The 13,081-nt window shown below is 60.9% G+C and carries 15 protein-coding genes and 1 riboswitch; of the genes, 7 read left to right on the forward strand and 8 right to left on the reverse strand.

Annotation, left to right across the window (positions count from 1 at the left end):
- Positions 1 to 86: 86 nt before the first annotated feature.
- Positions 87 to 1,271 (reverse strand): MFS transporter, encoded by a 1,185-nt coding sequence (locus tag JQF37_RS16505; protein WP_130208255.1) that lies wholly within the window; start codon positions 1,269 to 1,271, stop codon positions 87 to 89.
- An 85-nt stretch (positions 1,272 to 1,356) separates the two neighbouring features.
- Between JQF37_RS16505 and JQF37_RS16510 the strand changes: the two genes are divergently transcribed.
- Positions 1,357 to 2,127: a helix-turn-helix transcriptional regulator gene (locus JQF37_RS16510; protein ID WP_130208257.1), complete on the forward strand. Its 771-nt coding sequence runs from the start codon at positions 1,357 to 1,359 to the stop codon at positions 2,125 to 2,127.
- A gap of 2 nt (positions 2,128 to 2,129) precedes the next feature.
- Here the strand turns inward: JQF37_RS16510 and JQF37_RS16515 are convergent, their stop codons facing one another.
- The gene (locus JQF37_RS16515) at positions 2,130 to 2,759 is read right to left on the reverse strand and encodes a LysE family transporter (protein WP_130208259.1); all 630 of its coding nucleotides are present in this window, start codon (positions 2,757 to 2,759) and stop codon (positions 2,130 to 2,132) included.
- Positions 2,760 to 2,851: 92 nt separating this feature from the next.
- On the opposite strand from JQF37_RS16515, the gene JQF37_RS16520 reads away from it, so the two are divergent.
- The 3 genes from JQF37_RS16520 (at position 2,852) to JQF37_RS16530 (ending at position 5,689) form a co-directional block, all read left to right on the forward strand.
- Positions 2,852 to 3,817, forward strand: coding sequence for a 2-hydroxyacid dehydrogenase (locus JQF37_RS16520; RefSeq protein WP_130208261.1), 966 nt, complete (start codon positions 2,852 to 2,854; stop codon positions 3,815 to 3,817).
- A 33-nt stretch (positions 3,818 to 3,850) separates the two neighbouring features.
- Positions 3,851 to 4,849 (forward strand): class I SAM-dependent methyltransferase, encoded by a 999-nt coding sequence (locus JQF37_RS16525; RefSeq protein WP_130208263.1) that lies wholly within the window; start codon positions 3,851 to 3,853, stop codon positions 4,847 to 4,849.
- Between the two features lie 41 nt (positions 4,850 to 4,890).
- A riboswitch (yybP-ykoY riboswitch) is annotated at positions 4,891 to 5,014 on the forward strand.
- A 90-nt stretch (positions 5,015 to 5,104) separates the two neighbouring features.
- Positions 5,105 to 5,689: a TMEM165/GDT1 family protein gene (locus tag JQF37_RS16530; RefSeq protein ID WP_130208265.1), complete on the forward strand. Its 585-nt coding sequence runs from the start codon at positions 5,105 to 5,107 to the stop codon at positions 5,687 to 5,689.
- 58 nt (positions 5,690 to 5,747) lie between these two features.
- Here the strand turns inward: JQF37_RS16530 and JQF37_RS16535 are convergent, their stop codons facing one another.
- Positions 5,748 to 6,566: a M48 family metallopeptidase gene (locus JQF37_RS16535; protein ID WP_130208267.1), complete on the reverse strand. Its 819-nt coding sequence runs from the start codon at positions 6,564 to 6,566 to the stop codon at positions 5,748 to 5,750.
- A gap of 262 nt (positions 6,567 to 6,828) precedes the next feature.
- Here JQF37_RS16535 and JQF37_RS16540 point away from each other — a divergent pair, with 262 nt between their 5' ends.
- Positions 6,829 to 8,970 carry a methyl-accepting chemotaxis protein gene (locus tag JQF37_RS16540; RefSeq protein WP_130208269.1) on the forward strand — a complete coding sequence of 714 codons (2,142 nt, stop codon included), beginning with the start codon at positions 6,829 to 6,831 and terminating at the stop codon, positions 8,968 to 8,970.
- A 108-nt stretch (positions 8,971 to 9,078) separates the two neighbouring features.
- On the opposite strand, the gene JQF37_RS16545 is transcribed toward JQF37_RS16540, so the two are convergent.
- From JQF37_RS16545 to JQF37_RS16555, 3 genes are read right to left on the reverse strand one after another with little or no spacing between them, the layout of a single operon-like run.
- Positions 9,079 to 9,702 carry an SOS response-associated peptidase gene (locus JQF37_RS16545; RefSeq protein WP_047533082.1) on the reverse strand — a complete coding sequence of 208 codons (624 nt, stop codon included), beginning with the start codon at positions 9,700 to 9,702 and terminating at the stop codon, positions 9,079 to 9,081.
- A 35-nt stretch (positions 9,703 to 9,737) separates the two neighbouring features.
- Complete coding sequence (locus JQF37_RS16550) at positions 9,738 to 9,998, reverse strand: DUF2007 domain-containing protein (RefSeq protein ID WP_090464998.1); 261 nt, start codon at positions 9,996 to 9,998, stop codon at positions 9,738 to 9,740.
- A gap of 9 nt (positions 9,999 to 10,007) precedes the next feature.
- Complete coding sequence (locus JQF37_RS16555; protein WP_130208271.1) at positions 10,008 to 10,190, reverse strand: CPXCG motif-containing cysteine-rich protein; 183 nt, start codon at positions 10,188 to 10,190, stop codon at positions 10,008 to 10,010.
- Between the two features lie 142 nt (positions 10,191 to 10,332).
- Here JQF37_RS16555 and JQF37_RS16560 point away from each other — a divergent pair, with 142 nt between their 5' ends.
- Positions 10,333 to 11,496 carry a 1-acyl-sn-glycerol-3-phosphate acyltransferase gene (locus JQF37_RS16560; protein ID WP_189340423.1) on the forward strand — a complete coding sequence of 388 codons (1,164 nt, stop codon included), beginning with the start codon at positions 10,333 to 10,335 and terminating at the stop codon, positions 11,494 to 11,496.
- A gap of 76 nt (positions 11,497 to 11,572) precedes the next feature.
- Here JQF37_RS16560 and JQF37_RS16565 read toward each other — a convergent pair whose 3' ends face one another.
- On the reverse strand, positions 11,573 to 11,857 hold the full coding sequence (locus JQF37_RS16565) for a hypothetical protein (RefSeq protein ID WP_130208275.1): 285 nt from the start codon (positions 11,855 to 11,857) through the stop codon (positions 11,573 to 11,575).
- A 192-nt stretch (positions 11,858 to 12,049) separates the two neighbouring features.
- On the opposite strand from JQF37_RS16565, the gene JQF37_RS16570 reads away from it, so the two are divergent.
- Positions 12,050 to 12,256, forward strand: coding sequence for a hypothetical protein (locus JQF37_RS16570; protein WP_047533094.1), 207 nt, complete (start codon positions 12,050 to 12,052; stop codon positions 12,254 to 12,256).
- A 148-nt stretch (positions 12,257 to 12,404) separates the two neighbouring features.
- Here JQF37_RS16570 and JQF37_RS16575 read toward each other — a convergent pair whose 3' ends face one another.
- The gene (locus JQF37_RS16575) at positions 12,405 to 12,989 is read right to left on the reverse strand and encodes a YajG family lipoprotein (RefSeq protein WP_090325093.1); all 585 of its coding nucleotides are present in this window, start codon (positions 12,987 to 12,989) and stop codon (positions 12,405 to 12,407) included.
- Between the last annotated feature and the right edge of the window lie 92 nt (positions 12,990 to 13,081).

A 13,081-nucleotide genomic window follows, 5' to 3' on the forward strand; every position in this document is an offset into this window, starting at 1 on the left:
ATCGCCAGCCAAATCAGCCAAAGGAATGATTTGCAGAGCCGCACAAATGCTAGCGTTGCGCCAGCATTTGTCGGTATGCACAGCGCTCAGGCCGTTTGTCCTGCCAAAGCCTCCGAGGGCGTGCGCGGGAAGACCAGGGCCGCGACGAAGGTCAATGCCGCAATCGCCGCCAAAATCAGATAGAGCCCGACCAATCCCTGGAGCGGTTCGACGTAAGAGATCAGAGGGATGGCGGTGGCGCTGGCGCCGAAAGACAGGCAGTAACGCAACGCAAAGACCCGTGATTGCCATTGAGGCGCAACGAAATTGGCAACCATCGCATCGTTGACCGTGACTTGGCCGAACACCACGAACATGAACGCCGCCCCCAACGCAATCACGCCCCAGCCTTCGCCATAGGCGAGTGCGAAGAGCAGCGGTGCCTGGCACATCGTCAGCACCACGAATGGCCACTTGAGACTGACGCGATGCAATACCCGGCCAATGCTCAACTGAGCCACGGCGCCAAAGGCGTAAGCCAGGCTGACCACGACACCCAAGGTTTGCGGCGAAGCGAACAACTCGTGCAACCGCTCCTGGAACAGTTTCGGATAAGTCATCGTCGTCGCGTTGAACACCACGCCGCCGGTCGCCGTGGCCAATGCCAGCACGCCGAACACCAACGCCATGGAGATTCGCTGACCGCCCGCCCCTTTGAGCGGCGTGTGGGGACGCTTGGGGACAGGCTCCTCACGCACCTGCAAGGCGAACCCGACACCCAGTACCATCGCCACCACACCCGGCAGAATGAACGCCGCACGCCAGCCGAAATGCGCCACCAGCAGCCCGGTGATCAGCGCTGAAAACGCCACGCCCAGGTTGCCCCACATGCCATTGATGCCGATCTCCCGGCCACGGTTTTGTGCGTAGGCCACCAGCATCGCGGTGCCCACCGGATGGTAGATCGCTGCAAACATCCCGATCAGCGTCAGACCCAGCACCAACATCGGGGCGCTGTGACTCAAGCCGGTAAAAATCGCTGAAGCGCCAATGCCGAAGAAAAAAACCAGCATCATTCGCCGTCGGCTCCAGTGATCCCCCAGCCAGCCGGCCGGCAAGGAACAAGCGCCAAAGGCGATGAATCCGCCCAGGGACAAGCCGATCAGCGCCGCGAAATCGAGGGCAAACGCCTGCGTCATGCCGAGCACCGCGGCGGGAAATATGAGCATGAACATGTGGTCGATCACATGGGCGGCATTGATGTAGCGGATTACGTTTCTGGACTGGTTCATCGCGGCACGCTTTACGTTGGAGTGAGCGACCTATGCTAAGTTGGCGAAAAAGCGCATTCCTGACAACAAAGTCATCGGATCTGACATGTTAATCAGCCATTTCCAGCACGGGCCGGTCAGTGCCTATCCGCGAGATTACGTGGATGGCGCACACCAGGAACTTCATCAACATCGCGAAGCGCAGTTACTGTATGCCGTGTGCGGGATGATGCGAGTGGTGACAGCGCAGGGTGCGTGGATCATTCCACCGACCCGCGCCGTGTGGATTCCGCCAAAGGTGGAACATGAGATTTTCATGTCCGGGGAGGTGCGCATGCGCTCGCTCTTCATCGACGCCGAACTGTCGCCGGCGAACCTGCAGCAGTGCTGTGTACTGGCGGTCACGCCGCTGCTGCGCGAGCTGATCGTGCGGGCAGTGCAAGGCCCGCAGCACGCTGAAAATCCTCTGATTCAGCAACTGATGCTGCAAGAGCTGGCCAGCCTGGAAAACCTTGCGCTGCACATACCCATGCCCGAGGATCGGCGCTTGCAGAGCATCTGTCTGGCACTGCTGCAAAAACCTGATCACCTCAACACGCTGGAGGACTGGGCGCAGCAGGTCGGCGCCAGTTCACGCACTCTGGCACGACTGTTTCAGCAACAGCTCAAGATGACTTTCAATGACTGGCGCCAGCAACTGCGCTTGATGGAAGCCCTGCCCCGTCTGCTCGCCGGGGAAAGCGTGCAGAGCGTCGCGCAGGACCTGGGTTACGGCAGCGCCCGCGCGTTCAGCGCGATGTTCCGTCGTTTGCTGGGAGAAAATCCCCGGCAATACCTGAACACCCTGAACAAGCTGAGCGAACTCGGCGCCACGTAGGATCAGTGCATCTCGGTAAACGCGAGTTTCACACCGATTGCAATCAGTACGGCGCCCATGGTGCGGTCGAACCAGTGCCCCATGCGGGCGAAACCGGCACGCACACGTTGCTGGCTGAACAGCATCGCCACCAGGCAGAACCAGGTCGCGGTCGCGGCGGCCAGGTAAATTCCGTAGCCGGCTTGCACCATCAGCGGTGTGTGAGGATTGATCACGACGGTGAACAGCGACAGGAAAAACAGCGTGGCTTTCGGGTTGAGGCCATTGGTCACGAAACCCGAAGTGAAGGCGCCACGGGCCGTGCGTTCGCCCCCTTCCTTGTGCAGATCATCCGCCACCGGTTTGGCCGGTTGCGCCCGCAGGGCCTTGAAGCCGATGTAGAGCAAGTAAGCGGCGGCGGCCCACTTCAAGGCATTGAACAGCACGATCGACTGCGACACGATCAGGCCGATGCCCAGCAGCGAATAGCCGACGTGCAGGAAGATCGCGGTGCCGACACCGAGCGCCGTCCAGGTGCCGGCACGACGACCGTGGGTCACACTCTCACGCACCACCACAGCAAAGTCCGGGCCGGGGCTGGCCACGGCCAGCAGGTGAATCAGGGCCACGGTCAAGAACTCTGTCCAGTACATGAAGGCTCCTTTTTGGACAAGCGTAACTGGTTGTTTCATCTGGTAGGCTCGGCAGATTACGCTTTCAGTTCATTGCACAAAAGGTACAGTTGATGACGAACATTCGCCGCGCCGTTTTCCTCGACCACCCGTCCCTGGATCTGGGCGACCTCGACCTCAGCCCGTTGCGCGATTGTTTCAGCGAGTTGCAGCTATACCCCCAGACCCTGCCGGATCAGGTGATCGAGCATCTCAAGGGCGCCACCGTCGCCATCACCAACAAAATCCGGATCGACGCCGCCGCCATGGCCGCCAGCCCCGAGCTGAAGCTGATCCTCATCACGGCCACCGGCACCAACAACGTCGACCTCGCTGCCGCCCGCGCCCACGGGATTACCGTCTGCAACTGCCAGGGCTACGGCACGCCTTCGGTGGCCCAGCACACCCTCATGTTGTTGCTCAACCTGGCCACACGTCTGGCTGATTATCAGAAAGCTGTCGGTGAAGGCCGCTGGCAACAAGCCAGGCAGTTCTGCCTGCTGGACTACCCGATCGTCGAACTGGAAGGCAAAACCCTCGGTTTGCTCGGTCACGGCGAACTCGGCGGCGCGGTCGCGCGACTGGCCGAAGCCTTTGGCATGCGCGTGCTGTTGGGTCAGATTCCAGGCCGCCCTGCCCGCCCGGATCGCTTGCCGCTGGAAGAACTGCTGCCGCAGATCGACGCGCTGACCCTGCACTGCCCGCTCAACGAACACACCCGCCATTTCATCGGCGCCCGCGAACTGGCCTCGATGAAACCCGGCGCTTTCGTGGTCAACACCGCCCGTGGCGGCCTGATCGACGAGCAAGCGCTGGCCGATGCCTTGCGCAACGGCCATCTGGGTGGCGCCGCCACCGACGTACTGAGCGTCGAACCGCCGACCCATGGCAATCCGCTGCTGGCCCACGATATCCCGCGACTGATCGTCACCCCGCACAACGCCTGGGGCAGTCGCGAAGCGCGGCAACGAATCGTGGGCCAAGTCACGGAAAACGCTCTGGCGTACTTCAGCGGTAAGGCGCTGCGGGTCGTCAGTTGATAAACTGCGGCACTTTTTTCCACAGGAGCAGTTATGGATCCGCGCAGTGAAGTACTGCTTCGTCAGGCCGAGTTATTCCAGGGTTCGGTGCTGCTGGCCGGTTTACCCGCCGACGACTTGCTCGGTCGCCTGCCGGCCGCTCACGGCTGGTGCTGGCACGCCGGCGACCAGGCGGCCCTGGATGCGCGCTTTGCCGAGCGCAGCCATTTTGGCGTGAATGTCCCGCAGCGCGAGTTCGACAGCGCGGTGGTGTTCCTGCCCAAGTCCAAGGACCTGACCGACTACATCCTCAACGCCGTGGCTTCGCGCCTGGAAGGTCGTGAGGTGTTTCTGGTCGGCGAGAAAAAAAGCGGTATCGAGGGGGCGGCCAAGCAACTGAACCCGTTCGGCAAGCCACGCAAGCTCGACAGCGCGCGCCATTGCCAGCTCTGGCAAGTCACCGTGGTCAATGCACCGGCAGCCAAACCGCTGGAAAGCCTGGCCCAGGAATACGAATTGCCGCTGGCGGAAGGCCCGCTCAAGGTCATCAGCCTGCCGGGCGTGTTCAGCCATGGTCGCCTGGATCGCGGTAGCGCGCTGTTGCTTGAGCATCTGGATAAACTGCCAAGCGGCCATTTGCTGGATTTCGGCTGCGGCGCCGGTGTGCTGGGGGCGGCGGTCAAACGTCGCTACCCGCATAACCAGGTCACTTTGCTGGACGTGGATGCGTTCGCCGCCGCCAGCAGTCGCTTGACCCTGGCTGCCAACGGTCTGGAAGCAGACGTCATTACCGGTGACGGCATCGATGCCGCACCGATGGGCTTGAGTGCAATCCTGAGCAATCCACCGTTTCATGTGGGTGTCCATACCGACTACTTCGCCACCGAGAACTTGCTGCGAAAAGCCGCCAAACATCTGAAAAATGGCGGCGAACTGCGCTTGGTGGCGAACAGCTTCCTGAAGTATCAACCACTGATCGAAGAGCATCTGGGCGTGTGCGCGATCAAGGCCGAAGGACAGGGTTTCAGAATCTACCGGGCCAAGCGCGGATAAGAAATTTCTGCTTGCCGAATGGATTTTGCCTAGGCAGAATCCGCTCCGTCCTAGGGGAGTAGTCTCCCACGAGCGCCACGCTCGTCCGGCATGCGTCAACATACTTGGTCCTCAGACCATGGCGTATGCGACCCAAGCGTCCACATCAGATGGATCGCCGGGGTTTGACAAGACCTATGACACGAACACCTTACCCGGGGCGGGAAGGCTGTACGTGTCATAGCCGTGTCGACCCGCCCCTTAGGAAACCCCCTGATGCTGGATTCACTACTCGTACCTACCGCAATCGTTGCCTTGGCCGAAATCGGCGACAAGACGCAACTGCTCGCGCTCATTCTCGCCGCTCGCTTCCGCAAACCCTGGCCAATCATCGCCGGGATCATCGCCGCGACCCTGGCCAACCACGCAGCAGCCGGCGCGGTAGGCGCCTGGGTGGGAAGTTTCTTCTCGAATACGATGCTGCACTGGATCCTCGCGGCGAGCTTCGCCGCCACTGCGCTGTGGACCCTGGTGCCGGACAAGATGGATGACGACGAAGCCAGCACCGCCCGCAAGTTCGGACCGTTCCTGACCACGTTGATTGCGTTCTTCCTCGCCGAAATCGGCGACAAGACTCAGATCGCGACGGTGATGCTCGCCGCGCAATATCCGGAGCTGTGGCTGGTGATCATCGGCACCACGCTGGGCATGTTGATTGCCAACGTACCCGTGGTTCTGGCAGGTAACTTTGCCGCTGAAAAATTGCCACTGACGCTGATTCGCCGGCTGGCGGCTTCGGCCTTTTTCATCCTCGCCATCGTGGCGGTGTACAAGGCGATGCAGAGCAGCGGCTGGGTTTGACCACAACCCTGTGGCGAGGGGGCTTGCCCCCCCTCGCCACATCATCACTGCCGCAAGATCAGGACTTCTTGGCCTGCTCGTAAAGCGGCATGACTTTCGGGATGGCCGCCTGCAACGACGCAATACGACTCGATGAAGCCGGGTGGGTGCTCATGAACTCCGGCGGGGCACCTTCCGAAGCCTTGCTCATCTTGTTCCACAGGGTGATCGCGGCATTCGGGTTGTAACCGGCGCGCGCGGCCAGTTCGAGACCAATCAAGTCCGCCTCGTTTTCATTGGCGCGGCTGTTGGGCAAGGTCATGCCGTAGTTGGCCACGGTGTCGGCCAGCGCCAGGCTGTCCTGACTCAATCCGAGCAAGGCACCGGCGCCCTGCTTGGCCATTTCGATGCCATAGGCCTTGGACATCGCCTCGCGACCGTGCTCGCGCAGGGCGTGGGCGATTTCATGGCCGAGGATGGCGGCGATTTCATCGTCAGTCAGTTTCAGGCTGTCCATCAGGCCCGTGTAGAAAATGATCTTGCCACCCGGCCCGCAGTTGGCGTTGAGCTCATCGCTCTTGATCAGATTGACTTCCCACTTCCACTGGGCCGAATCCGGACGAAACACCGGAGCCTGGGCAATCAGTCGATCGGAGATCGCCTGAATCCGCTTGGCATCGCTACTGGTCTTGTCCAGCACACCCTGAGTGCTCGCCTCGCCTACCGTCTTTTGATAAGACTGGGCGTACATCTGATTAACCTCATCGGTGGACAACATGCTGAACATGTATTGCTTGCGCTCAACGCCTACAGCACCGCCGCTGGTCGTGTTGACCGACTGACACCCGGCCAGCAGCAGACTCGCGCTCAGCCCACACAACACCCATGTCTTGTTCATCAAAAAACTCCGTAAAAACATGCCCGTATCCTATGCGCGCAAATGTATCGACGCCAGATACAACGGATGTAAGACGCTGATTTCTTGCAAAGCGCTCACCGCTGCAGGAAAAAAATTCACAAACCGATGCACGCCACGACCACTCTTGGTTCATTTACGACCTCGAACACGCCAAAACAGTCATTTCGTCCACGTCTGCTAATGCCTGCTCTACTTCCTGCCGATACACCACCGCAGTCGTCTTTTCGCGTGCGGAGCCCCCATGAAATTCAAGTCAATCCAGTTTTCCGTGGCAGCCCTTGCCGGTGCCATTGTTCTAAGCGTCGTGGCAGCACTGGTTGTTTATGCACTGTTTTCCGGGGCACGGACGCAAGACATGGTCCAGGAGCGGACCCAGGCGCAATTCGAGCAGGTGATCGAACAACGCCTGACGTCGCTGGCGCAAACCCAGGTCAGCCAGATTCAGCGTGAACTCGAAGCGCCACTGCTGATCGCCGGCGGACTGGTGCGGGTCAACGCACTCATCGGGACGCAGGGTGCCGATGGCCAGCCTTCGCTGAGCCTCAGCCGTGAGCAGTTGATCGGCCTGATCAAGGAAAACGTCGCCAGGAACCCGAAAATCCTCGGCACCTACATCGGCTGGGAAAAGGACGCGCTGGATCACAACGATGCGGCCTACATCGGGACCAAAGTCGTCGGCATCGACCCCGCCAACGGGCGCTTCCTGCCGTGGTGGTTCCGCAACGAGGACGGCAGCCTCGGCCTGGACAAACTGGTGGACGTCGACGACCAGAAAACCCTGTCCACCGGCGTGCGCGCCAGCGAGTACTACCTGTGCTCGAAGGAAACCAGGAAATCCTGCGTGATTGATCCGGCGCCCTACAAGGTCGGCGACAAGATCGTCATGCTCGCTTCGTTTATCGAACCGATCATGCTCAACGGCGCCTTCCAGGGCATCGTCGGCGCTGACCTGTCGGTGAACTTCATCCAGGAAATGCTGCTCGGCGCCAACCAGAAGCTCTACAGCGGTGCCGGTGAAATGGCCCTGATCGGCGGCAACGGCCGGATCGTCGCCTATACCAAGGACTCGACCAAGTTCGGCGAAAAGGTCAGCGACATCCTCGACAGCAAGCAAATCGCCAACATGGCCAATCTCAAGCGCGGCGAAGTCACCTATACCGTCGACAAAAACCAGGGCCGGATCGAGCTGTACCTGCCCTTCGGCATCGGCCAGACCGACGCGCGCTGGACCCTGATGCTGCAACTGCCGCTGGACGCGGTGATGGCTGATCTGCAAAAGCTTCAGGCTGACCTCAATACCCAACGCAAATCCGACACCTTCGGCATGGCCATGGTCGGCCTGTTGATTGCCGGCATCGGCTTGCTGGTGATCTGGCTGGTGGGCCACGGCATTGCTCGCCCACTCAAGCAAATGGTCGCCATGCTCGACGACATCGCCCAGGGCGAAGGCGACCTGACCCGCCGTCTGACCAGCGACCGTGCCGACGAACTGGGTTCGATCGCCAAGGGCTTCAACACCTTCCTGGCCAAGTTGCAGGCGATGATCACGCAGGTGGTGGCCTCGGTGCAGAGCGTCAGCGATTCGTCGGAACACACCGCCGACATCGCCATTCGCACCAACACCGGGGTGCACAAGCAGATGGCCGAGATCGACCAGGTTGCCACGGCGGTGCACGAAATGACCGCCACTGCCCAGGATGTGGCGCGCAATGCGACCCAGGCTGCGCAAGCCGCCAGCCACGCGGATCAGGCTGCCAGCCAGGGCATGCAAATCGTCCGCGACACCTCGACCTCCATCGGCGCGCTTGCGCTGGAAATCGGCCGCGCGGTCGGTGTCGTACAGACCCTGGCCAAGGACAGCGAGAACATCAACGCAATCCTCACCGCCATTCGCGGGATCGCCGAGCAGACCAACCTGCTGGCCTTGAACGCCGCCATTGAGGCGGCACGGGCCGGTGAACAGGGGCGCGGTTTCGCGGTGGTGGCTGACGAAGTGCGCAATCTGGCGCAGAAGACCCAGAAAGCCACGGAAGAAATCCAGACCATGATTCAGCAGTTGCAGCAAGGCACGCGGGATGTGGTGCGGGTCATGGAGGATAGCCAGAATCGCACGGACGAAAGCGTGCAACACGCGGCAAAAGCGGCAGAAGCGTTGGAAACCATCACCAAAGCGGTTTCGGTGATCAATGACATGAACACCCAGATCGCCAGCGCCGCCGAGGAGCAAAGTGCGGTGGCCGACGACATCAACCGGAACGTGATCAACATCGGTCAAGTGGCCAATGAAGTGGCCGGCGGCGCGGATGAATCGAGCGCGGCCAGTGCGGATCTGACCAAGCTGGCCGAGCAGCAGCGGCGGTTGATCAATCAGTTCAGGGTTTGATCCGACGACCCTCATCGCTGGCAAGCCAGCTCCCACACAGACCTGTGGTGTTCACAAACTGTGGGAGCTGGCTTGCCAGCGATGGGGCCGGTCCAACCACCAAAGCACTCAACCCGGCGTCAAACACTCCGGCCCATTGAGTTTCGGGTCATTGACCATGTTCGCCAGTACCCGTTCGCGCAAGGCGGCGGGCTCGCTGGCCAGCAACGCCTGCAAGGCATGCAACGGCGTTTCGGGATCGAGCCAGATGTCCTGCGCCGCCGCATCGAGAATTAAAGGTCGGCGCTGACTGGCGGCCGGCTGGGTAATCACGGCCGTACTCAACCACACCTGTTCCTGCACCGGATACGCCTCCCAGATGGCCGCGAAAAACAACGATGAGCCTTCCCCCGGCGTCAACCAGTACGGGCGCTTGCGCGTGGTGCCGCGCCACTCGTAGAAACCGTTGGCCGGCAACAGGCAGCGGCGCTCGCGCAAGGCCTGGCGAAACATCGGTTGTTCGGCAACGGTTTCGGCGCGGGCGTGGGCCGGGGTGCGCGACAGATCGGTCAGCCAGGGCGGCGTCAGGCCCCAACGGGCACGGGCCAACTCGCGCTGACCGTCCGCACCGGCACGCAGCATCAACACCGAATCATTGGGGGAAATGTTCCACTGCGCCTGCTGATCGGCGGGAAAACCGGGCAGGGCCGCGAAGGCGGGATTCCAGCGAAACAGGGCATAACGTCCACACATGGGGCAACACGACTCTTGATCAAACGAACGCCAGCCTAACAGACCAGCGTGCCGGGAAAACTTTCCGGTTCATCGCCGGACAGCGGCAGCGCGGCATTGTACGCGGTGATCAGCTCCCGGGCGTATTGCGCCTGATCGTTCTCCACCGCCAATCCCAGCAGGCCGAAGATCGGCAGTTCGCCGGTGCCGCCCACCAGATCCCGACCGACCAGATGCGCCTCGATGCCTTCACTGGCCAGCATGCTTTGCAGCAACTCGCCTTCCATCAGGTTTTCCGGTTCATAGATGCGCTGCATAAAGGGCTCTCACTCGTCTTCGCCGTGCACATCGAGCATCCATTCCTGACCATCGGTTTGCAGCGTGAACACAATCGGCCGACAACATACCGGACAGTCCTCGATGTACTGTTGATCGCCGCCAGACAAGTCCAGAACCGCCTCGCAATCTTCACCACAATACGGACATTGATAATGCTCGGTTTCCAGCATCGCGGTCTCCCAGGTGACTTGTGCGTATAATCGCCGGTCTATTTGCAGGGCTATTTTTGTCTGACTACTTTTTCAGACCGTGCCCCGTTGGTTTTCGATCAAAACCTTTACTTACCCTAGCCGTTTCCAACAAGAGAGCATGATGGGCGAATTCGATGCCATCCGACCTTACGACGACAGCGAAGTCCCAGCGGTGCTGGCACGGTTGCTCGGCGACAAGGCGTTTCTAGATATCCTCACCCACTTCCGCTTCCCGCGTTTCGCTGGCGCTTTAGGCTGGGCGCTCAAACCTCTTATAGCTCATCGGCTGCGCCGTGAGTTCGCCGGCGTCAATTCGGTCGCCTCGTTGCAGGACAAAGTCGAGGTGTATGTCGACCACACCATCGAGAGGGCCACGGACGGTGTGACGTACACCGGCGTCGAGCAGTTCAAGTCCGGCAGCGCCTACGTGTTCATCGCCAACCACCGCGACATCGTGATGGACCCGGCTTTCGTCAACTATGCCGTGTACCACGCCGGCCTGCCGACCCCACGCATCGCCATTGGCGACAACCTGCTGCAAAAGCCCTTCGTCAGCGACCTGATGCGCCTGAACAAGAGCTTCATCGTGCACCGCTCGATCAGCGGTCGCCGCGAGAAGATGGCGGCGTACCAACTGCTGTCCGCGTACATCAATCATTCGATCCGCAACGATTGCGCCTCGATCTGGATCGCCCAGGCCGAGGGCCGGGCCAAGGACGGCGACGACCGTACCGAGTCGGCCATCCTCAAGATGTTCCACATGAGCCGCAAGGACGAGCCGTTTGGCGAAGTCATTCGCTCGCTGAACCTCACGCCGGTGTCGATCAGCTACGAATACGACCCGTGCGACCTGGCCAAGGCCCGTGAGCTTTATATCCGAGCCACCACCGGCAGCTACACCAAAGTGCCAGGCGAGGACGACGTCAGCATCGCCAAGGGCATTACCGGCTACAAGGGTCGGGTCCATGTGAACTTTGCCGCACCGATCACCGAGCTGTTCGAAGACACCAAGCAACTGGCCGTCGAAATGGACAAGCAAATCCTCGGTGGCTATCGCCTGTTCCCGGTGCACTACCTCGCCTATGCGCAATGGAAGGACGCCGACCCGCAATTACAGGTACCGAGCGCCGCCAAGATGTTCCCGGCCGATGAACTGGCCAAGGCCCAGGAGCAATGGCAACAGCGCCTGGACGCCTGCCCCGAGGAGCACCGCCCCTTCCTGGTGCTGCAATATGCGACGCCGGTACGCAATCAGTACCGTGTGAAGGCGGGATTGCCGCTGTAAGGCAGTTCGCGGATACGACAACGGCGCCTTTGGGGCGCCGTTTTTGTTTTCTGCTCACTACCGGGTTACATCTGGTTCAGACTCGAGTGCTGATCCACGACACCAGCAACGCCAACCCCAGGCAGGCAAAACCGAAGCTGTAGAAAAACCGGTTCATGCGCACGGTCGCGCCATCAAGAAACAACATGGGCTCATCGATGCGACGGCTCTGGCTCTGCGCCTCGAGGTTGGCCATCGCGCGCTGCTCGCGGCGGCGGGTCGCGTGCAGCAGCCATCCGCCGGGGCAAGCAAAGAGCAAGGCCAGCAGATTGATCAATTTGGCGGGATGGGCGGTAAGCAGCGTCATCAAATGCAGCGACATCATGGGCCTCGGGGGAAACAGATGTGGCAGACGCCGAACCGACGACCGCGGCGCGAATTCTACCGAAAGCCTGGGCATCTGCCCGTTCTTTCCGACAAATAACAAGCATTTGACCAACGGTTGTCCTGCGTCACGGCATCGTCATCTGCATCGGTCAGTCTGTCGCCCCTCGAAACCGACAGGGACCGTGTCATGTTGCACGCAGAAAACCAGGATCGACTCTACCTCATCAATCACAGCGACGAACAACAAGCCCTCGTCGGCAGCCTCGCCTTCAACGTTCAGGACCGCCATTGGCTGGTGTATTGCGCGCTGGGCGGCCATCAACATGCGGACTTGCCCGAAGCGGATTTGCTGACGGGTGTGAGTGTGCTGGACTTTTATTCGCAAGCGGCTTGATACCACGTCCCCCTGCAGGGGCTCGCCAGCGGTTGCCTTTGTGGGAGCGAGCCTGCTCGCGATGGGCTTGAGGACGCCGCGGGGTATCAGATTTCCTGCGGAATCGTTGACGACCATCGCGAGCGGGCTCGCTCCTACAGGGCTCGCATTACTCGCCGAGGATCTGACCTACGGTCGGGTCCTTGAACAGTCGGGTCAAGGCATCGCTCAACACGTCGCTGACCAGCTTGGTGTTGGTTTCCTGGTTCGGCGCCATGCCGAAACGCTGGTCCAGGGATGAACCATAACGGCCGCTGTAGCGACGATTGGCGTTCTGCACATCGGAGCGGAAGGTCGCGCCGATGGTCGCCTCGGTCACATACATGCCTTCTTTGGGCGACTGATACTTCAGCTCGGTCAGGGTCACGGTCAGTTGTGGCGCATTCATCGCGTTGGCTGTCGGGGTGAAGCCCAGCAGGCGCACGGCGGCTTCGGCCTGAGCCTGCAACTTCGGCAGGATCTGCTGGCCTTGCACGGTAATCGCGCTGGTTTCCGGGTACAGGCCACCACGGGTGCCCAGGGTCGGCGACGGACGGCCGTCCACTACACGCACCACCACCGGCTGACCGTGGCCTACCGGCGCCAGTTGAGCGGTGAGCTTGGGTTCCGGACTCAGTTGTTGCGGACTGTGGGCGCAGCCGACCAGCGTCAAGCTGGTCACAGTGATCAAACCGAACAACAGGCGTTGCAACATGCTCTTCTCTCCAGAATCAGGCACAAACAGGCCGGCAGTATAGCGGTGCGCCACTGCGGCTAACTAGGGTCATGCAACGATTACTGAAATCT

This window comes from Pseudomonas sp. MIL9 (assembly GCF_016887925.1).
GTDB classification, from domain to species: Bacteria; Pseudomonadota; Gammaproteobacteria; order Pseudomonadales; family Pseudomonadaceae; genus Aquipseudomonas; species Aquipseudomonas mohnii.